This is a genomic window from Streptomyces sp. NPDC050448 (assembly GCF_040655295.1).
In the GTDB taxonomy this organism is placed as follows: domain Bacteria; phylum Actinomycetota; class Actinomycetes; order Streptomycetales; family Streptomycetaceae; genus Streptomyces.
In genome coordinates, this window is the sequence record NZ_JBFAJR010000002.1 from 26,429 (window position 1) to 45,209 (window position 18,781).

Here is an 18,781-nt window from a genome sequence, read left to right on the forward strand (position 1 = left end):
GGGGGTCGCCCCCGGGCCGGCACAGCATTTTGGCCCGTACGGCCAACAAGGAGCTCGGCGACGTCCTCTGGGTACCGGGCGGCGAGCGCTAGGGGGTGTCCGGCGGCCCGGGCCCGGCCAGGATCCGCCGGACACCCCCTAGCGGCGGCGCTCGGCCACGGCGGGCTCCTTCTGCGCGTCCGCCACCGGGGGCTTGCGCGGCCAGATGGTGTACGTGGCGGCGACGACGGCCTGGATGCCGAGCACCCGCAGAGCGGCGAACTGCCAGGTCTGCAGGCCGCCGGTGTCGGCCGCGTCGCCGACGTACCAGATCGCACCCTGGAGCAGCCCGAGCGCGACGACGGCGCCGACGAGGGTGCGGGTCCACAGCTTCCACTCGTGGACCGCCCTGGCCTTGCCGTACTTCGGGCCGGGCGGCTTCGGGCCCCCGCCGAAGCGGTACGCCGCGTGCCGGTCGAGCCACTTCACCGTGTAGTGGCCGTAGCCGGCGGTGTAGCCGATGTACAGCGCGGCCAGGCCGTGCGTCCAGCTCGGCTCGCCCCCGTTCTTCAGGTCCAGGGTGGTGACCGCCAGCAGGACCAGCTCCAGCAGCGGCTCGCACAGCAGGACCGCCGCCCCGAGCCGGGGCATCTTCGCGAGGTAGCGCAGCGCCAGTCCTCCGGCCAGCAGCACCCAGAAGCCGATCTCGCAGGCGATGATCAGGGCGACGAGCACGGGGATCTCCATTCCGCTCCGGCCGGCACTTCCACGGCGACCACTGCATCCAGGCTCCCGCCCGCTCCGCGCCCCTTCGTCATCACCGGTGACGAACCGTGACTGCATCCTTCGGTGTAGTGCCACGGCGCCCGGTCTCCGCCCCGGCGGCGAGGCCCGGCCCTCGCCCACCCTGTTGGATAGGACCGTGACCCCGACCCCGACCCCGGCCCCAACCCCGGCCCCGGCGACTGCGCGCGCCGTGATCTTCCGCCTCCACCGCGACGACGTCCTGCTCGCCGTGTCCAGCGTGCTCGCGGGCCTGCTGCTCTGGTCGCTCGGCATCTACAGCACCGGCAACCGGCACTTCTTCCCCGCCTGGGCGGCCCTGGTCCCGCTCCTCGCGCTCGGCCCGATGGAGCTGCTGCGCCGCAGTGCGCCCCGCGTCACCCTGGCCGTCGGCACCCTCGGGGTGGTCGCCGACCAGTTCACCGTGGGCAACCTCGGCACCGTCCTGATCTTCACGGACCTGATGTACGCGGCCGTCGTCTACGGCAAACCCGCCATGGCCCGGCGGCTCCCGGTCTCCACCGGCCTGGTCACCATCGCCGTCACCGTCGCCTCGGTGGCCTGGCTGCGCACCCCCCAGTCCCTGATGATCGGCGTGATCACCGGCATCGTGAGCTTCGGCCCGGCCCTGACCGGCGCCACCCTGCGCAACCACCGCGAGGCCGCGGAGGCCGCCCGGCTGCGCGCCGAGCAGACCGCGCTGCTGGCCGAGATGGACCGCAGCCAGGCCGTCGTCGCCGAGCGCGCCCGGATGGCCCGCGAGCTGCACGACATGGTGGCCAACCACCTGTCCGCCATCGCCATCCACTCCACCGCCGCGCTCTCCATCGACTCCCCCGCGACGAGCCGGGAGGCCCTCGGGGTGATCCGGGAGAACAGCGTGCAGGGGCTGGCCGAGATGCGCCGGCTGATCGGGCTGCTGCGGGACGCGGGCGCGGGGCAGGAGGCGGTCGCCACGCCCTCCCTCGGCGGGCTCGACGCCCTGCTGGGGCAGGCCCGTGTCAACGGCGCCGCGAGCGGGCTGGACTTCGTACTCCTCGACGACCGGCCGCCCGCGGAGCCATTGCCGGCCCCCGTGGAGCTGGCGGCGTACCGGATCGTCCAGGAGTCGCTGACGAACGCCCTCAAGCACGCCGTCCCGGGCACGGTCCGGGTCCGCGTGGGCCGCGGCGGCGCGGAAGGGGGGACGCTGACCGTCCGGGTGGACTCCCCGTACGGGGACCGCCCGGGCCCCCGCGCCCCCGGCTCGGGGGCCGGCCTGATCGGCATGCGGGAGCGGACGGAACTGCTGGGCGGGGAGTTCACGGCGGGCCGGTCGGGACCGGTGTGGCTGGTGCGGGCGGACCTGCCCGCGGACGAGAAGGCGGTGGCCGGATGAGCATCCGGGTCGTGGTGGCCGAGGACCAGAGCGCGGTGAGGGCCGGGCTGGTGCTGATCCTGCGCAGCGCGGGCGACATCGAGGTCGCGGGCGAGGCGGCGGACGGTGAGGAGGCGGTGCGCCTGGCCAGGGAGCTGCGGCCGGATCTCGTGCTCATGGATGTGCAGATGCCGCGGCTCGACGGGGTGTCGGCGACCCGCCAGGTCGTCGCGGAGGGGCTGGCCGATGTGCTGGTGCTGACCACGTTCGACCTGGACGAGTACGTGTTCGGCGCCCTGCGCGCGGGGGCGGCGGGCTTCCTGCTGAAGAACGCGGACGCGGCGGAGCTGATCGAGGCGGTACGGACCGTCGCGCGCGGGGAGGGTCTGATCGCCCCGGCGGTGACCCGGCGGCTGATCGCCGAGTTCGCGGCTCCGCGGCCCGTGAAGGCCCCCGTGGCGCCGGAAACAGCCGCGGCGGTGGCCTCGCTGACGCGGCGGGAGCGGGAGGTGCTCGGCTGTCTGGGCGAGGGGTTGTCGAACGCGGAGGTCGCGGTGCGGCTGGAGATGGCGGAGACGACGGTGAAGACCCATGTCAGCAAGCTGCTGGGGAAGCTGGAGCTGCGCAGCCGTCTCCAAGCGGCGGTGCTGGCCCAGGAGTTGGGCCTCTAGCGGCGCACCGGAGTGAAGGTCTGGACCTCTTGACGGTTGGTCCAGACCTTTCTACGCTCACGGCAACTGTGGTGAGCGTGCCATGACAAGCGTGCTCACGGGCGGCGCAGGTCCCACCCCCATGTCGTGATCGGCCCCACGGCCACGACGGACCTACGGAGGAGCACCCTTGAGCACAGCACCCCCACCCCGCATCCGTCTGTTCAGAAGGCTCGCCGCGACCGTGGCCGCCTTCGCCCTGCCCGTCGCCGGACTCATGGCCCTGGCCGGCCCCGCCCAGGCCGCCGCCTCCGCGACGGCCACGTACACGAAGGTCTCCGACTGGGGCACCGGCTTCGAGGGCAAGTGGACGGTGAAGAACACCGGCACCACCACCCTCACCAGCTGGACCGTGGAGTGGGACTACCCCTCGGGCACGACGGTCACCTCCGCCTGGGACGCCACCGTCACCAGCTCCGGCACCCACTGGACCGGCAAGAACGTCGGCTGGAACGGCACCCTGGCCCCCGGCGCCACGATCAGCTTCGGCTTCAACGGCGCCGGCCCCGGCGCCCCCGGCGGCTGCAAGGTCAACGGCGGCTCCTGCGACGGCGGCACGACCCCCACCGACAGCCCGCCGTCGGCCCCCGGCACCCCCACCGCGAGCGGGGTCACCGACACCTCGCTCACCATCGGCTGGGCCGCCGCCACCGACGACAAGGGCGTCAAGAACTACGACGTCTACCGCGGCGGCGCCAAGGTCGCGACCGTCACGAGCACGAGCTACACCGACTCCGGCCTGACCAAGGGCACGACGTACACGTACGGCGTCGTCGCGCGCGACACCGTCGACCAGACGGGGCCGGCCTCCGGCTCCGTCTCGGTGACCACGACCGGCGGCGGCACCACTCCCCCGGACCCGGGCGGAAAGGTCAAACTCGGCTACTTCACCGACTGGGGCGTCTACCAGCGCAATTACCACGTGAAGAACCTGGTCACCTCCGGCTCCGCCGCGAAGATCACCCACATCAACTACGCGTTCGGCAACGTCCAGGGCGGCAAGTGCACCATCGGTGACGCCTACGCCGACTACGACAAGGCCTACACCGCCGACCAGAGCGTCGACGGCGTCGCCGACACCTGGGACCAGCCGCTGCGCGGCAGCTTCAACCAGCTGCGCAAGCTCAAGGCGAAGTACCCGAACATCAAGGTGGTGTGGTCCTTCGGCGGCTGGACCTGGTCCGGCGGCTTCGGCCAGGCCGCGGCGAACCCGGCCGCCTTCGCCGACTCCTGCTACAGCCTGGTCGAGGACCCGCGCTGGGCGGACGTCTTCGACGGCATCGACATCGACTGGGAGTACCCGAACGCCTGCGGCCTGTCCTGCGACACCAGCGGCGCCGCCTCCCTGAAGAACGTCCTGTCCGCGCTGCGCAGCAGGTTCGGCAGCAGCAACCTGGTGACCGCCGCGATCTCCGCCGACGGCTCGGGCGGCGGCAAGCTCGACCTCGCCGACTACGCGGGCGCCTCCCAGTACGTCGACTTCTACAACGTCATGACGTACGACTTCTTCGGCGCGTGGGACGCCAAGGGCCCGACCGCCCCGCACTCCCCGCTCACCTCCTACGCCGGCATCCCGATCGCCGGCTTCAACTCCGAGGCCGCGATCACCAAGCTCAAGGGCAAGGGCATCGCCGGCTCCAAGCTCAACCTCGGCATCGGCTTCTACGGCCGCGGCTGGACCGGCGTCACCCAGGACGCCCCCGGCGGCACCGCCACCGGGCCCGCCCCGGGCACGTACGAGCAGGGCATCGAGGACTACAAGGTGCTGAAGGGAAGCTGCCCGGCCACCGGCACCGCCGCCGGCACGGCCTACGCCAACTGCGGCGGCAACTGGTGGAGCTACGACACCCCGGCCACCATCGCCGGGAAGATGAGCTGGACCAAGCAGCAGGGCCTCAGGGGCGCCTTCTTCTGGGAGTTCAGCGGCGACACCGCGAACGGCGAGCTGGCCGCCGCGATCCACACCGGCCTTCAGTAGCCCCCACGTACTGAACCGGTGAACGACGAAGCCGGGGAGACGGGGTCCGCCCCCCGTCTCCCCGGCTTCTCCTTCTCTACGCGCCACTCGCACGGCTCGGCCCCTGGGGGCCTCCCCGGCTTCGCGCCGCTGCGCTGGGGGCACCTCCCGGCGGTAGCTGGGGGAGACGCCGTCCGCGGGGACGAACGCACCGGCCCTCAGGCCACGTTCACCCTCTGCCCCGGAGGCGCCGCCTCCAGCCAGGCCAGGAAACCGGTCAGCGCGTCCTCGCTCATCGCCAGCTCCAGGCGGGTCCCGCGGTGGAGACAGCCGAGCACGACCGCGTCGGACAGCAGTGCCAGCTCCTCCTCACCCTCGGGGGCGCGGCGGGCGACCACCTCGATGGAGGAGCGTTCCAGCAGCCGGCGCGGCCGCGGGGAGTACGAGAAGACGCGGAACCACTCGATGCGGTCGCCGCTGTAGCGGGCGACCCCGTACACCCAGCCCTTGCCGGAGATGTCGGGTTCCTCGGACACGCCCCAGCGCAGGCTGCAGTCGAAGGTGCCGCCGGAACGCTGGATGAGTCTGCGGCGCAGCCCGAAGACAAACAGCCCGATCACCACCAGGGCTACGACCAGGCCGCTCACAAGCAGAGCGAGGAGCATCTTCACCGACCTCCTCGCTCATCGAATCCCGCACCAACGAAAAACGGACGTACATCGCCTCAGCCGCGACCCGGTCTGGAAAATTCCAGAACGGACCGCGGCTGAGGTCGCACACTCTTCGGAACGGGGCTCAGTGCCCCGTTACCGCGCGCAGCCGGACATCGGCGCGACGCTCGGCGGCCGCATCGGCCTCCGACTTCGCGCGCTCCAGTGCCCGCTCCGCCCGCTGGACGTCAATCTCGTCAGCGAGCTCGGCGATCTCGGCCAGCAGGGACAGCTTGTTGTCCGCGAACGAGATGAATCCGCCGTGTACCGCGGCGACGACAGTGTTGCCCTCGCTGGTACGGATGGTCACCGGGCCCGATTCCAGCACACCGAGAAGCGGCTGGTGACCGGGCATGACGCCGATGTCGCCGGACGTGGTGCGGGCGACAACAAGGGTGGCCTCGCCGGACCAGACATTGCGGTCCGCCGCGACCAGCTCGACGTGCAGCTCAGCAGCCAAGGTGGCTCCTCGGGTCACCACCCGGCGGGTCAGCCGGGTGTTGGGTCAAATTCTAATGGGCGTGGGGAGAGGGACGGGACACACCCCGTCCCTCTCCGTCAGTCAGCTCTGCTCACGAGGAGCGGGGCTTCAGGAGACGCCCAGCTCCTTGGCGTTGGCCTTGAGGTCCTCAATGCCACCGCACAGGAAGAACGCCTGCTCGGGGAAGTGGTCGTAGTCACCGTCGCAGATCGCGTTGAACGCGGTGATCGACTCGTCGAGCGGAACGTCCGAACCGTCCACGCCGGTGAACTGCTTCGCCACGTGGGTGTTCTGCGACAGGAAGCGCTCGACGCGACGGGCACGGTGGACAACGAGCTTGTCCTCCTCGCCCAGCTCGTCGATACCGAGGATCGCGATGATGTCCTGGAGGTCCTTGTACTTCTGCAGGATCCCCTTGACGCGCATCGCCGTGGCGTAGTGGTCCGCCGCGATGTACCGCGGGTCGAGGATGCGGGACGTCGAGTCCAGCGGGTCCACGGCCGGGTAGATGCCCTTCTCGGAGATCGGACGGGAAAGAACCGTCGTCGCGTCGAGGTGGGCGAAGGTGGTCGCCGGCGCCGGGTCGGTCAGGTCGTCCGCGGGGACGTAGATCGCCTGCATCGAGGTGATCGAGTGACCACGGGTCGAGGTGATGCGCTCCTGGAGGAGACCCATCTCGTCGGCCAGGTTCGGCTGGTAACCCACCGCGGAGGGCATACGGCCGAGCAGGGTCGACACCTCGGAACCCGCCTGGGTGTACCGGAAGATGTTGTCGATGAAGAACAGCACGTCCTGCTTCTGCACATCGCGGAAGTACTCCGCCATGGTCAGACCGGCAAGCGCGACGCGCAGACGGGTGCCCGGGGGCTCGTCCATCTGGCCGAAGACAAGCGCCGTCTTGTCGATGACGCCCGAGTCGGCCATTTCCTCGATGAGGTCGTTGCCCTCACGGGTACGCTCACCGACGCCCGCGAAGACCGACACACCGTCGTGGTTGTTGGCGACGCGGTAGATCATTTCCTGGATCAGAACGGTCTTGCCGACACCGGCACCACCGAACAGACCGATCTTTCCACCCTTGACGTACGGGGTGAGAAGGTCGATGACCTTGACGCCGGTCTCGAACATCTCGGTCTTCGACTCGAGCTCGTCGAAGTTCGGCGCCTTGCGGTGGATCGGCCAGCGCTCGGTGACCTCGGCGTTCGCCTCGGGGTAGTTCAGCACCTCACCCAGCGTGTTGAACACCTTGCCCTTGGTGAAGTCACCGACGGGGACGGTGATGCCCGCGCCCGTGTCGGTCACCGAGGCCTGGCGGACCAGACCGTCGGTCGGCTGCATCGAGATGGTACGGACGAGGCCGTCACCCAGGTGCTGCGCGACCTCGAGGGTCAGGGTCTTGAGCTTGCCGTCCTCGGCCGGGTCGGCGACCTGGACCTTGAGGGCGTTGTAGATCTCGGGCATGGCGTCGACGGGGAACTCCACGTCGACGACCGGGCCGATGACCCGGGCGACGCGGCCCGTGGCGGCGGCCGTCTCAACAGTGGTCGTCATTACTTGTCACTCCCCGCGGTCGCGTCAGCCATGGCGCTCGCGCCACCGACGATCTCGCTGATTTCCTGGGTGATTTCGGCCTGGCGGGCCGCGTTGGCAAGCCGGGAGAGGCTCTTGATGAGATCTCCGGCGTTGTCGGTCGCCGACTTCATCGCGCGGCGGCGGGCGGCGTGCTCGGAAGCAGCCGACTGCAGCAGTGCGTTGTAGATACGGCTCTCGACGTAGCGCGGCAGCAGGGCGTCGAGGACGTCCTCCGCCGACGGCTCGAAGTCGAACAGCGGAAGGATCTCGCCCTTCGCGCCGGACTCTTCTTCGACCTTGTCGAGGCTGAGCGGCAGCATCCGGCCGTCCACCGCGTTCTGCGTCATCATCGACACGAATTCCGTGTAGACGATGTGCAGCTCGTCGACGCCGCCCTCGGCCGTCTCGGTCTGGACGGCCTCGATCAGCGGCCCCGCGACGCGCTTGGCGTCGGCGTAGGCCGGGCTGTCGGTGAAGCCGGTCCACGAATCCGCGACCTTGCGCTCGCGGAAGCCGAAGTAGGCCAGACCCTTACGGCCGACGATGTACGTGTCGACCTCCTTGCCCTCGCCGCGCAGCCGCTCGGTGAGCCGCTCCGCCTGCTTGATGGCGTTGGAGGAGTAGCCGCCGGCCAGACCGCGGTCGCTCGTGATGAGCAGGACCGCGGCGCGCACCGGCGCCTCGACCTCGGTGGTCAGGGCGTGCTTGGTGTTCGAACCGGTCGCCACCGCGGTCACCGCTCGGGTGAGCTCGGTCGCGTACGGCATCGATGCCGCCACCTTGCGCTGCGCCTTGACGATGCGCGAGGCGGCGATCATCTCCATCGCCTTGGTGATCTTCTTGGTCGCCGTGACGGCACGGATGCGACGCTTGTAGACCCGGAGCTGCGCTCCCATGAGTCAGGTCCCTTCCGTCGTCACTTGGAGACGTTGACGGCCGGCGCGTCCTCGCCCAGGAGCTTGCCGTCCGAGGTCTCGAACTGCTGCTTGAAGCCGGCGATGGCGTCCGCGATGGAGGACAGGGTGTCGTCCGACATCTTGCCGCCGTCGGCGATGGAGGTGAGGAGGTCCTTGCGCTCGCGGCGCAGGTGCTCCAGCAGCTCCGACTCGAAGCGACGGATGTCGTTGACCGGGACGTCGTCCATCTTGCCGGTGGTGCCGGCCCAGACGGAGACGACCTGCTCCTCGACGGGCATCGGCTGGTACTGGCCCTGCTTGAGCAGCTCGACCAGACGCTTGCCGCGCTCCAGCGAGGCCTTCGACGCGGCGTCCAGGTCGGAACCGAAGGCGGCGAACGCCTCCAGCTCGCGGTACTGGGCGAGGTCGAGGCGCAGACGGCCGGAAACCTGCTTCATGGCCTTGTGCTGGGCGGAGCCACCGACGCGGGAGACCGAGATACCGACGTTCAGCGCCGGGCGCTGGCCCGCGTTGAACAGGTCGGACTCCAGGAAGCACTGACCGTCGGTGATGGAGATGACGTTGGTCGGGATGAACGCCGACACGTCGTTCGCCTTGGTCTCGACGATCGGCAGACCGGTCATCGAACCGGCACCCATGTCGTCGGAGAGCTTCGCGCAGCGCTCCAGCAGACGGGAGTGCAGGTAGAAGACGTCGCCCGGGTAGGCCTCACGGCCCGGCGGGCGGCGCAGCAGCAGCGACACGGCGCGGTAGGCGTCGGCCTGCTTCGACAGGTCGTCGAAGATGATCAGGACGTGCTTGCCGGCGTACATCCAGTGCTGGCCGATGGCGGAACCGGTGTACGGCGCCAGGTACTTGAAGCCGGCCGGGTCGGACGCCGGGGCGGCGACGATCGTCGTGTACTCGAGCGCACCGGCGTCTTCCAGGGCGCCGCGAACGGACGCGATGGTCGAGCCCTTCTGGCCGATGGCGACGTAGATGCAGCGCACCTGCTTGTTCACGTCGCCCGAGCGCCAGTTGTCGCGCTGGTTGATGATCGTGTCGACGGCCAGAGCGGTCTTGCCGGTCTGACGGTCGCCAATGATCAGCTGACGCTGGCCACGGCCGACGGGCACCATCGCGTCGATGGCCTTGTAGCCGGTCTGCATGGGCTCGTGGACCGACTTGCGGACCATGACGCCGGGGGCCTGCAGCTCGAGGGCGCGGCGGCCCTCGGTCGCGATCTCGCCGAGACCGTCGATCGGGTTGCCGAGCGGGTCGACAACGCGGCCGAGGTAGCCCTCGCCGACGCCGACGGAGAGAACCTCACCGGTGCGCTGCACCGGCTGGCCCTCCTCGATACCGCTGAACTCGCCGAGGACGACCGCACCGATCTCGCGCTCCTCGAGGTTGAGGGCGAGACCGAGGGTGCCGTCCTCGAACTTCAGCAGCTCGTTCGCCATGGCGGAGGGCAGGCCCTCCACCTTCGCGATGCCGTCGCCGGCAACGCTGACCGTTCCGACCTCCTCGCGCGAGGCCGCGTCCGGCTGGTACGACTGGACAAAGTTCTCCAGTGCGTCCCGGATCTCCTCCGGCCGGATCGTGAGCTCCGCCATCTGGGTTCCCTGCTCTCCTTGTTGGGCCTGAAGCTTCTTAGGGGTCTGGGGGCGACCCCCAGGAATCTTCTGCAAGTTCTGCACGGCCCAACCGGGCCGCTGGACATGCTTTGTTCTATTGGTGGCTGGTCAGCCGGCCATGCGGCGGGACGCCTCGGCGAGACGGTCCGCGATGGTGCCGTCGATGACCTCGTCACCGACCCGCACCGAGATCCCGCCGAGGACCGCGGGGTCCACGTCCAGGTTCAGGTGCATCTGGCGGCCGTACAGCTTGGCCAGCACCGCGCCGAGACGCTGCCGCTGCACGTCGCTGAGCGGAACCGCGCTGGTCACGGTGGCGACCATGCGGTCACGGCGCTCGGCGGCGAGCTTGGAAAGGGACTCGAGTCCCGCTTCCAGGCTACGTCCACGCGGGTGCGTGACGAGACGCGTGACCAGACGCTCGGTGACGGCTTCCGCCTTGCCGCCGAGCAGGCTGTTCAGCAGCGTGCTCTTCGCGGAGGCGGTGGCCGCCCGGTCGGTCAGCGCGGCGCGCAGCCCGGTGTTCGAGGCGACGATCCGGCCGAAGCGGAACAGCTCGTCCTCGACGTTGTCGAGCGCGCCGCTCTGCTGGGCCGCCGTGAGGTCGGCGGTGGCCGCCAGCTCCTCGAGCGAGTCCACCAGGTCGCGGGACTGCGACCAGCGGGACCGGGCCATGCCCGACACCAGGTCGAGGGTTTCCCCGCTGACCTGGGCGCCCAGCAGTCGACGCACCAGCTCGGCCTTGGCCTCGCCGGCCTGCGCCGGGTCCGTGATGACCCGACGCAGCGAGACCTCACGGTCGAGCAGCGCGGTGACGGCTGCCAGCTCACCGGCGAGCTTCGCCGCGTCGACGGACGTGTTGTCCGTCAGCGCGTCGAGACGCTCGCGCGCGGAGGCCAGCGCCTCGCGGCTCGCTCCGTTCATCGGGCCGCCTCGGCCTTCTCCTCGAGCTCGCTGAGGAAGCGGTCGATCGTGCGGCTCTGCCGGGCGGCGTCCTCGAGGGACTCGCCGACGAGCTTGCCGGCCAGGTCGGTGGCGAGCTTGCCCACGTCCTGGCGCAGCGCCTGAGAGGCGGCCTTGCGGTCGGCCTCGATCTGGGCGTGGCCGGCAGCGATGATCTCCTCACGCTGCCGCTGGCCCTCTGCGCGCAGTTCTTCCTTGAGCGCAGTGCCCTGCTCCAGCGCTTCCTGGCGCAGGCGCGCGGCCTCGTGCCGGGCTTCGGCGAGCTGGGCCTTGTACTGCTCCAGCACGCTCTGGGCCTCGGTCTGAGCGGCCTCAGCCTTCTCGATACCGCCCTCGATCTGCTCGCGGCGCTCGTCCAGAACCTTGTTGATGTTCGGGAGGAGCTTCTTCGCGAGGAAACCGAAGACGATGACGAAGGCGATCAGACCGATGACGAGCTCGGGGATCGGCGGAACGAGAGGGTTTTCCGTCTCGGCCGCGAGAACCAGGAGGTTCACATCAGTGCCTTTCGTCTAATCGGACTAGTGGTCGTGGCTCGTCTTAGTAGACGAACGGCATGACCAGACCGATGAGGGCGAGCGCCTCACAGAAGGCGAAGCCGAGGATCTGGTTGGCGCGGATCAGACCGGCAGCCTCGGGCTGACGGGCGAGAGCCTGCGTGCCGTTACCGAAGATGATGCCGACGCCGACACCCGGGCCGATGGCCGCGAGACCGTAACCAACGGAGCTGAGGGAACCGGTGACGCCTTCGGCGGCAGCGAGGATCTGGGACATGCCAGTTCTTCCTTCTCTTTCACGGACCGGTGGGGGTTGGCCACCGGACGACAGGGGGTTTGGGGGAGGGCCTGACTCAGTGGTGCTCGGCGAGCGCGCCCTGGATGAAGCTGCAGGCCAGGAGGACGAAGACGTAGGCCTGGACAGCCTGGATGAAGAGCTCGAAGGCCGTCATCACGATGACCATGACGAACGAGACGCCGGCGTAGGCGATCCCGATCCCGTTCAGCAGGTACCAGCTGGCGATGGTGAACAGCAGCAGCAGGGTGTGACCGGCGAACATGTTCGCGAACAGTCGGACCGCGTGGGTGAACGGGCGCACCAGGACGTTCGAGAAGAACTCGATGACCATGACGAGCGGGAGAACCGCGCCGAGCGACTTGTCGTAGCCCGTCAGGTTCTTGAGTCCGCCGACGAAGCCGTGACGCTTGAACGTCACCGACATCCAGATGAGGTAGACGACCAGCGCGAGCGCCGCCGGGTACGCGATGATCGCGGTCACCGGGAACTGGGCCACGGGGACGATCGACCAGACGTTCAGGACCCAGACGAAGAAGAACAGCGACACCATGAAGGGGACGTACTTCTCGCCCTCCTTCTTGCCCAGGGTCTCGTAGACGATGCCGCGGCGCACGAAGTCGTAGCCGGCCTCGGCGACCATCTGCAGCTTGCCCGGAACGACCTTCGGCTTCCGGAACGCGGCCCAGAAGAAGGCGACGATGACCAGCGAGCCCAGCAGGGCCAGCAGCATCGGCTTGTTGAAGTACACACTGGTGGTGCCGGCTTCGCCCCACAGCGGCTCGAAGAGGAACGAGTGCAGGCCCGGACCGGGGAAGCCACATCCGTCGAAGATGTGACAGTCGGTCTCGAAAGCGAGCACCTGCGTCAGGTCAGCACTCACCGCGGGCTCCTTCAGCGTGGCGCATAGGTACGGCAACCTCGTTGTGTCGGCGCGGCGCACAGCCGCTGTTCGGCACTGGACTGGTGTTACGGGTGTGGGGGCGGCGATCAGGCATCGAGCCTCGCGATGGAACAGGCGTCAGCTCAGATGCCCGCGCCCGCAATGCCGCAGTTGGAACCGGACGATAGCAGCATCTCGAACGCTCACTTATCCCGGCCCTACCCCTCACGACTTCGGCCCCGAATTTTCGGGCTTGTCGCCCTTGGTCGAGTCCGGTTCGACATAGAGGATCTTGGCCTTCATGTGAGCACGCGTCTGTGCGCCGATCCACACGAGGGTGGTGGCGACGAGCGTGATCGCGAAGGCCCTGGGGTTGAACAACGTCGTGTTCTTGAACACGGCGAGAAAGACGAAGAGCAGCAAGATCTGAGCCGTGTAGAGCATCAGCCCCATGGCTTGGAACAAGTGCGGCAGCGATTTCGCGGTGCGTTGCAGAACGACGAATCCGATGCCCATGAACAGCATCACGACCAGCGTGGCAATGACGGCGCCAAGGGCCCCCTTGCCACCTGCCACCACGGCGCTGATGACGGCGGCAAGAGCGCCGGCGGCAGCTGTGGGTACGGCGGCGTGCAGGAGGGATCGGACGTCATCTGACCGCATGGCGGGTTGCTCCGCGTGGTGGTGGGGGCACGGACTCGTACGGACTCGTACGGGACGAGCGTAAGCCCGGTCCGAGATCGAGCCTCGGGCCAATGGACCGTCGCACTACGGTCCTTCGGCTCTGTCGCCGGGTTTAGTGAACGGTATCACAAACTATTTGATGAGAGCTTTACCTGCGAAGTGTGCTGACTGTCACACATGAGAGCTAACCCGCCCGTGTGTGCGCGACAAGCCGTCATTGTGTGTGGTAAAGGCATTCCATATCCGACATGTACCGCGGGCGTCAGCGCGACGACTCCGCCTTACGCCGGTCGGGGAAGCGCGAACGGGGGCCTACGGCGGTCGCTCCGTTGACGCCCGAGACGCCGGCCCCGATCGGCCTGGCGGGCTCCGGCTCCCGGCCCGAGGCGTCCAGTGCGGCTGCCTCCGCGGCGCGCTCCGCGTGCCGGTAGCGCGGCGGGACCAGACCCTCGGCCCACCGCGGGGCGCGCGGGGTGAAGCGCGGCAGGAGCAGCAGGACCAGGCCCACCGCACTGAGCGCGACGATGGCGAGCACGATCCACATCGAGGCGGAAGACACCGAATAGGCCACCGCGCCGAAGGCGATCAGCCCTGACCAGAAGTACATGATCAGCACCGCGCGACTGTGCGAATGCCCGAGTTCCAGCAGTCGGTGGTGCAGGTGCCCGCGGTCGGCCGCGAACGGCGACTGGCCCTTCCACGTACGCCGCACGATGGCCAGGATCAGGTCCGCCATCGGGATCGCGATGATCGTCAGCGGGAGCAGAAGCGGAATGAAGACCGGGAGCATCGCGTGCGTCGCGTTGCGCTCACCGCCGGCGAACAGGGCCATGGTGTCCGGGTCCACCTGCCCGGTGATGGAGATCGCCGCGGCGGCGAGCACCAGGCCGATGAGCATCGATCCGGAGTCGCCCATGAAGATCCGGGCCGGGTGCATGTTGTGCGGCAGGAAGCCGAGGCACATGCCCATCAGGATCGCCGCGAAGAGGGTTGCGGGCGCGGCCGCCTCGATCCCGTAGCCGAACCAGATCCGGTACGAGTAGAGGAAGAACGCCGCGGAGGCGATGCAGACCATGCCGGCGGCCAGGCCGTCGAGGCCGTCCACGAAGTTGACCGCGTTGATGGTGATCACGACGAGGGCCACGGTGAGCAGGTTGCCCTGCCACTGGGTCAGCGCGACCGTCCCGATCCCCGGGACGGGGATCCACAGCATGGTCAGACCCTGCATGACCATCACACCTGCGGCGATCATCTGCGCGCCGAGCTTGATCAGTGCGTCGATCTCGAACTTGTCGTCGAGCACGCCGATCAGCCAGATCAGGGCGGCTCCGGAGAGCAGCGCCCGCGGTTCGTTCGACAGCTCGAAGACGCCGTTGAGGTTGCGCAGGTGGTCGGCGACCAGCAGGCCCGCGCACAGTCCGCCGAACATGGCGATGCCGCCGAGCCGCGGAGTCGGCTCGCGGTGCACGTCGCGGGCGCGGATCTCCGGCATCGCACCGGCCGCGATCGCGAACTTCCGCACGGGCCCGGTGAGCAGGTAGGTCACCGCGACCGTGACGCAAAGCGTCAGCAGATATTCACGCACGGGCTGCCCCAGATGTATCGCCGGCCATCTCAGCCCCACACATTAGCTGCGATGTACCCCTCACCGAGGACGCGAGGGGGCGGTATCACGGTTGCGGTACGCCCCGTTTGCCCCTTTTACGCCCCGTACGGGGGAAATCCGCGCGTCAGCTCGGCCACTTCCGCGCGGGTACCCGCCCCTTCCCCGTGCAGTGCGGCGGTGAACAGGGCGGCGATCCGGGCCATCTCCGGCTCCCGCATGCCCTGGGTGGTGACGGCGGCCGTGCCGAGCCGGATCCCGCGCTGGTCCCCGTACGGGAGGGCGCAGGTGTCCAGCACGATCCCGGCGGCGGCGAGCCGGCCGCGCGCGGTCGGACCGTCGACGCCGAGCGGCGCCGGGTCGGCGGTGATCAGGTGGGTGTCGGTCCCGCCCGTCGTCACCGCGAACCCGTTGGCCGCCAGCGCATCGGCCAGCACCCGCGCATTGGCGACCACCCGGTGCGCGTACGTGGTGAACGCCGGCGCCGCGGCCTCGCCGAAGGCCACGGCCTTGGCGGCGATGGTGTGCATCTGGGCGCCGCCCTGGGTGAAGGGGAACACGGCCCGGTCGATCCGCTCGGCGAACTCGGCGCCGCACAGGACCATCCCGCCGCGCGGCCCGCGCAGCACCTTGTGGGTCGTCGCGCAGACGATGTCGGCGTACGGGACGGGGCTGGGCGCGGCCCCGCCGGCGACGAGCCCGATCGGATGGGCGGCGTCCGCGATGAGGTACGCCCCCACCTCGTCGGCGATCTCCCGGAACACCGAGTACTCCAGGTGCCTCGGATAGGAGATCGACCCGCAGACGATCGCCTTGGGCCGGTGCGCCCGCGCCAGGTCCTGCACCTGGCGGTAGTCGATGAGGCCCGTCTCGGCGTCCACCCCGTACCCGACGAAGTCGAACCAGCGTCCCGAGAAGTTGGCGGGCGAACCGTGCGTGAGGTGCCCCCCGTACGGGAGCCCCATCGCCAGCACGGTGTCCCCGGGCCGCAGCAGCGCGGCGTACGCCGCCAGCACGGCGGCGGAACCGGAATGCGGCTGCACGTTGGCGTGCTCGACCCCGAACAGCGCCCGGGCCCGCTCGGCGGCCAGGCCCTCGGCGAGGTCCGCGTACTCGCAGCCGCCGTGGTAGCGCGCACCGGGATAGCCCTCGGCGTACTTGTTGGCGAGCGCCGAGCCGAGCGCTGCGAGCACGGCGGGCGAGGTGAAGTTCTCGGCGGCGATCAGCTGCAACGTGGTGGCCTGGCGCTGCGCCTCCCCTGCGAGCACGTCGGCCATCTGCGGATCCTGCTGCCGCAGCAGGTCCGTGGGCGGGGTGATGACGCTCATGGCGCGACTCCAGTGGGCTGTCCCGGTACTCGCCACTCTAGGCCCGCGGCCTCGATCCCGCCCTGCGGACCGCCCCTGGATTGTGTGCGGCGCCGCTGCGGGGCGGTGCCCCCCGGGCCTCCCCGGACTCCGCCGGGGCCCCCGGCGCCTCAATCGCCGGCGGGGCTGGATGTGCCCGCCGCGCCGGCGTCCGGCCGGCCGGACGCTCAGCGGGAGGCGGTGACGCCCGTCAGGGCCGTGACCACGGGGTCCAGCGCCTGGTTGATCTCGTCGCCGATCGAGCGGAAGAAGGTGATCGGCGCCCCGTACGGGTCGTACACCTCGTCCGCGTCGGGCGAGGGGGCCAGCAGCCAGCCGCGCAGCGCCGCCGCGGCCCGTACCAGCGCGCGCGCCCGCTCCGCCACCCCGTCGCCCAGCGGCGGCAGCGTGGCCGGGTCTATCTCCCGCACCAGCCGCGTGAACTCCTTCAGCGTGAACGTCCGCAGGCCCGCCGAGTGCCCCATCGAGATGACCTGCGCACGGTGGTCGCGGGTGGCCGTCAGCACCAGGTCCGCCCGTATGACGTGCTCGTCGAGCAGCTCCCGCCCGGTGAACCCGGACGCGTCCGCGCCGAAGTCCGCGAGCACGGCCGCCGCGTTCGCCTCCATGGGTGCGCCCTCGTGGCCCCAGGTCCCCGCGCTCTCCACGATCAGGTCGGTCGCCGGGATGCCGCCCAGCCGGTGCGCCAGCGCATGCCGGGTCAGCCGCTCGGTGATGGGCGAGCGGCACACGTTGCCGGTGCTGACGTGGAGGATGCGGAAGGTGTCCCCTCCGGCTGCCGCCGGGGAGTGCCCGCTTGCTATGCCACGCCCCTCAGGGCTCACGGGGCCACCTCGAGGTCGGGTACGACCTCCCGCAGCTGCTCGGCGGTCAGCGCCCCCTCGCGCAGCAGGACGGGAACCTTCCCGGTGACGTCGACGATCGACGAGGGCTGGATGCCCGGGGTCGGACCGCCGTCCAGGTACACGGACACGGAGTCGCCCAGCATCTCGCGCGCCGCGTCGCAGTCCTCCGGCGCCGGGTGCCCGGACAGGTTCGCCGAGGACACGGCCATCGGGCCGACCTCGGTGAGCAGCTCGATGGCGACGGGGTGCAGCGGCATGCGCACGGCCACGGTGCCGCGGGTCTCGCCCAGGTCCCAGGCGAGCGAGGGCTGGTGCCTGGCGACCAGCGTCAGCGCGCCCGGCCAGAAGGCGTCGACGAGCTCCCAGGCCTGCTCGGAGAAGTCCGTGACGAGGCCGTGCAGGGTGTTCGGGGAGCCGATGAGCACCGGGGTCGGCATGTTGCGTCCGCGGCCCTTGGCGGCGAGCAGGTCGCCGACGGCCTCCGCGCTGAAGGCGTCCGCGCCGATCCCGTAGAGGGTGTCGGTGGGCAGCACGACAAGCTCGCCGCGGCGCACGGCGGATGCGGCTTCACGCAGACCCGTCTTGCGGTCCGTCGCGTCGTTGCAGTCGTATCGCCGGGCCATCAGCGGGACTCCTCGTGCAGCAGGGGGGTGGCGGGATTGGTCGCGCCCGTCACGGCAGGGCCTTGCGGGCGGTGGCGAAGCGCGGGCGGTTGTTCAGGTCGGGGTGGTCGGCGGCGTCGGCCCAGCCCCGCTCCTCGGCGAAGATCCACGGGACCTGGCCGCCCTGCGTGTCGGCGTGCTCGATGACGACGATGCCGCCGGGCCGCAGCAGCCGGTGCGCGGTGCGCTCGATGCCGCGGATGGTGTCGAGGCCGTCCTCGCCGGAGAACAGCGCCATCTCGGGGTCGTGGTCCCGGGCCTCGGGGGCGACGTACTCCCACTCGGTGAGCGGGATGTACGGCGGGTTCGAGATCACCAGGTCGACCTGGCCGTCCAGCTCGGGCAGGGCGCTCAGCGCGTCGCCCTGGTGGACGGCGACCCGGGAGCCCTCGGCGTTCTTGCGGGTCCACCGCAGCGCGTCCTCGGACAGCTCGACCGCGTGCACGCGCGAGCGCGGCACCTCCTGCGCCATGGCCAGCGCGATGGCGCCGGACCCGGTGCACAGGTCCACGATCATCGGCTCGACGACGTCCATCGCCCGGACGGCCTGTATGGCCCAGTCCACGACCGACTCGGTCTCGGGCCGGGGCACGAAGACCCCGGGGCCGACCTGGAGCTCGAGGTACCGGAAGAAAGCGCGGCCGGTGATGTGCTGGAGCGGCTCGCGCGCCTCGCGGCGGGCGACGGCCTCCCAGTAGCGGGCGTCGAAGTCCGCGTCCTTGACGTGGTGCAGTTCCCCCCGCTTGACGCCGTGCACGAAGGCCGCGAGCTCCTCCGCGTCGAAGCGCGGTGAGGGCACGCCGGCGGCGGCCAGCCGCTGGGTGGCCTGGGCCACCTCGGCAAGCAGCAAGTTCACGCTGGTCCTCCGGGCTGCTGTCGTACGGGGGTGGAGCGGGGGTC

At 70.1% G+C, this 18,781-nt stretch carries 19 protein-coding genes; 3 read left to right on the forward strand and 16 right to left on the reverse strand.

Annotated elements, in window-relative coordinates; translation table 11 throughout:
* Window positions 1-138: 138 nt before the first annotated feature.
* Entirely contained in the window at window positions 139-714 is a 576-nt protein-coding gene (locus tag AB0I68_RS02880) for a hypothetical protein (protein ID WP_363175730.1), read from the reverse strand.
* Window positions 715-955: 241 nt separating this feature from the next.
* Between AB0I68_RS02880 and AB0I68_RS02885 the strand changes: the two genes are divergently transcribed.
* The 3 genes from AB0I68_RS02885 to AB0I68_RS02895 all read left to right on the forward strand — a co-directional run bounded on the left by AB0I68_RS02885 (window position 956) and on the right by AB0I68_RS02895 (window position 4,807).
* Window positions 956-2,140, forward strand: a complete 1,185-nt coding sequence (locus tag AB0I68_RS02885; protein ID WP_363175731.1) for a histidine kinase — start codon at window positions 956-958, stop codon at window positions 2,138-2,140.
* Entirely contained in the window at window positions 2,137-2,790 is a 654-nt protein-coding gene (locus tag AB0I68_RS02890; protein ID WP_363175402.1) for a response regulator transcription factor, read from the forward strand. Before AB0I68_RS02885 ends, AB0I68_RS02890 begins: the two co-directional genes overlap by 4 nt.
* 193 nt (window positions 2,791-2,983) lie before the next feature.
* On the forward strand, window positions 2,984-4,807 hold the full coding sequence (locus AB0I68_RS02895) for a glycosyl hydrolase family 18 protein (RefSeq protein ID WP_363175732.1): 1,824 nt from the start codon (window positions 2,984-2,986) through the stop codon (window positions 4,805-4,807).
* A 197-nt stretch (window positions 4,808-5,004) separates the two neighbouring features.
* Here AB0I68_RS02895 and AB0I68_RS02900 read toward each other — a convergent pair whose 3' ends face one another.
* The 15 genes from AB0I68_RS02900 to prmC form a co-directional block, all read right to left on the reverse strand.
* A complete protein-coding gene (locus tag AB0I68_RS02900) occupies window positions 5,005-5,451 on the reverse strand; it encodes a DUF2550 domain-containing protein (protein ID WP_030153784.1) in 447 nt (148 codons plus the stop codon).
* A gap of 130 nt (window positions 5,452-5,581) precedes the next feature.
* A complete protein-coding gene (locus AB0I68_RS02905) occupies window positions 5,582-5,956 on the reverse strand; it encodes a F0F1 ATP synthase subunit epsilon (protein WP_008738187.1) in 375 nt (124 codons plus the stop codon).
* Between the two features lie 129 nt (window positions 5,957-6,085).
* The gene (gene atpD, locus AB0I68_RS02910) at window positions 6,086-7,528 is read right to left on the reverse strand and encodes a F0F1 ATP synthase subunit beta (RefSeq protein ID WP_363175403.1); all 1,443 of its coding nucleotides are present in this window, start codon (window positions 7,526-7,528) and stop codon (window positions 6,086-6,088) included.
* Window positions 7,528-8,445 (reverse strand): F0F1 ATP synthase subunit gamma, encoded by a 918-nt coding sequence (locus AB0I68_RS02915; RefSeq protein WP_363175404.1) that lies wholly within the window; start codon window positions 8,443-8,445, stop codon window positions 7,528-7,530. Before AB0I68_RS02915 ends, atpD begins: the two co-directional genes overlap by 1 nt.
* Before the next feature lie 20 nt (window positions 8,446-8,465).
* Window positions 8,466-10,061, reverse strand: coding sequence for a F0F1 ATP synthase subunit alpha (gene atpA, locus AB0I68_RS02920; RefSeq protein ID WP_266625406.1), 1,596 nt, complete (start codon window positions 10,059-10,061; stop codon window positions 8,466-8,468).
* Between the two features lie 129 nt (window positions 10,062-10,190).
* Window positions 10,191-11,006, reverse strand: a complete 816-nt coding sequence (locus AB0I68_RS02925) for a F0F1 ATP synthase subunit delta (protein WP_363175405.1) — start codon at window positions 11,004-11,006, stop codon at window positions 10,191-10,193.
* Window positions 11,003-11,542: a F0F1 ATP synthase subunit B gene (locus tag AB0I68_RS02930; protein WP_030857149.1), complete on the reverse strand. Its 540-nt coding sequence runs from the start codon at window positions 11,540-11,542 to the stop codon at window positions 11,003-11,005. The genes AB0I68_RS02925 and AB0I68_RS02930 overlap by 4 nt, the downstream gene beginning before the upstream one ends.
* Window positions 11,543-11,585: 43 nt before the next feature.
* Window positions 11,586-11,819 (reverse strand): ATP synthase F0 subunit C, encoded by a 234-nt coding sequence (gene atpE, locus AB0I68_RS02935; protein WP_030857147.1) that lies wholly within the window; start codon window positions 11,817-11,819, stop codon window positions 11,586-11,588.
* A gap of 76 nt (window positions 11,820-11,895) precedes the next feature.
* Complete coding sequence (gene atpB / locus AB0I68_RS02940; RefSeq protein WP_363175406.1) at window positions 11,896-12,720, reverse strand: F0F1 ATP synthase subunit A; 825 nt, start codon at window positions 12,718-12,720, stop codon at window positions 11,896-11,898.
* Window positions 12,721-12,945: 225 nt separating this feature from the next.
* Window positions 12,946-13,383: a hypothetical protein gene (locus AB0I68_RS02945; protein ID WP_363175407.1), complete on the reverse strand. Its 438-nt coding sequence runs from the start codon at window positions 13,381-13,383 to the stop codon at window positions 12,946-12,948.
* A gap of 283 nt (window positions 13,384-13,666) precedes the next feature.
* Complete coding sequence (locus AB0I68_RS02950) at window positions 13,667-15,001, reverse strand: MraY family glycosyltransferase (protein WP_363175733.1); 1,335 nt, start codon at window positions 14,999-15,001, stop codon at window positions 13,667-13,669.
* Window positions 15,002-15,105: 104 nt separating this feature from the next.
* Complete coding sequence (gene glyA, locus AB0I68_RS02955; protein WP_363175408.1) at window positions 15,106-16,335, reverse strand: serine hydroxymethyltransferase; 1,230 nt, start codon at window positions 16,333-16,335, stop codon at window positions 15,106-15,108.
* A 206-nt stretch (window positions 16,336-16,541) separates the two neighbouring features.
* A complete protein-coding gene (locus AB0I68_RS02960) occupies window positions 16,542-17,198 on the reverse strand; it encodes a protein-tyrosine-phosphatase (RefSeq protein WP_363175409.1) in 657 nt (218 codons plus the stop codon).
* A complete protein-coding gene (locus AB0I68_RS02965; protein ID WP_363175410.1) occupies window positions 17,195-17,842 on the reverse strand; it encodes an L-threonylcarbamoyladenylate synthase in 648 nt (215 codons plus the stop codon). Before AB0I68_RS02965 ends, AB0I68_RS02960 begins: the two co-directional genes overlap by 4 nt.
* A 49-nt stretch (window positions 17,843-17,891) precedes the next feature.
* On the reverse strand, window positions 17,892-18,737 hold the full coding sequence (gene prmC / locus AB0I68_RS02970) for a peptide chain release factor N(5)-glutamine methyltransferase (RefSeq protein WP_363175411.1): 846 nt from the start codon (window positions 18,735-18,737) through the stop codon (window positions 17,892-17,894).
* Between the last annotated feature and the right edge of the window lie 44 nt (window positions 18,738-18,781).

Bases quoted from the DNA above. Each gene is read 5' to 3' on its own strand.
- atpA (WP_266625406.1), bottom strand. From the start codon at position 10,061: ATGGCGGAGCTCACGATCCGGCCGGAGGAGATCCGGGACGCACTGGAG.
- atpD (WP_363175403.1), bottom strand. From the start codon at position 7,528: ATGACGACCACTGTTGAGACGGCCGCCGCCACGGGCCGCGTCGCCCGG.
- AB0I68_RS02945 (WP_363175407.1), bottom strand. From the start codon at position 13,383: ATGCGGTCAGATGACGTCCGATCCCTCCTGCACGCCGCCGTACCCACA.
- AB0I68_RS02915 (WP_363175404.1), bottom strand. From the start codon at position 8,445: ATGGGAGCGCAGCTCCGGGTCTACAAGCGTCGCATCCGTGCCGTCACG.
- glyA (WP_363175408.1), bottom strand. From the start codon at position 16,335: ATGAGCGTCATCACCCCGCCCACGGACCTGCTGCGGCAGCAGGATCCG.
- AB0I68_RS02965 (WP_363175410.1), bottom strand. From the start codon at position 17,842: ATGGCCCGGCGATACGACTGCAACGACGCGACGGACCGCAAGACGGGT.
- AB0I68_RS02925 (WP_363175405.1), bottom strand. From the start codon at position 11,006: ATGAACGGAGCGAGCCGCGAGGCGCTGGCCTCCGCGCGCGAGCGTCTC.
- atpE (WP_030857147.1), bottom strand. From the start codon at position 11,819: ATGTCCCAGATCCTCGCTGCCGCCGAAGGCGTCACCGGTTCCCTCAGC.
- AB0I68_RS02890 (WP_363175402.1), top strand. From the start codon at position 2,137: ATGAGCATCCGGGTCGTGGTGGCCGAGGACCAGAGCGCGGTGAGGGCC.
- AB0I68_RS02900 (WP_030153784.1), bottom strand. From the start codon at position 5,451: ATGCTCCTCGCTCTGCTTGTGAGCGGCCTGGTCGTAGCCCTGGTGGTG.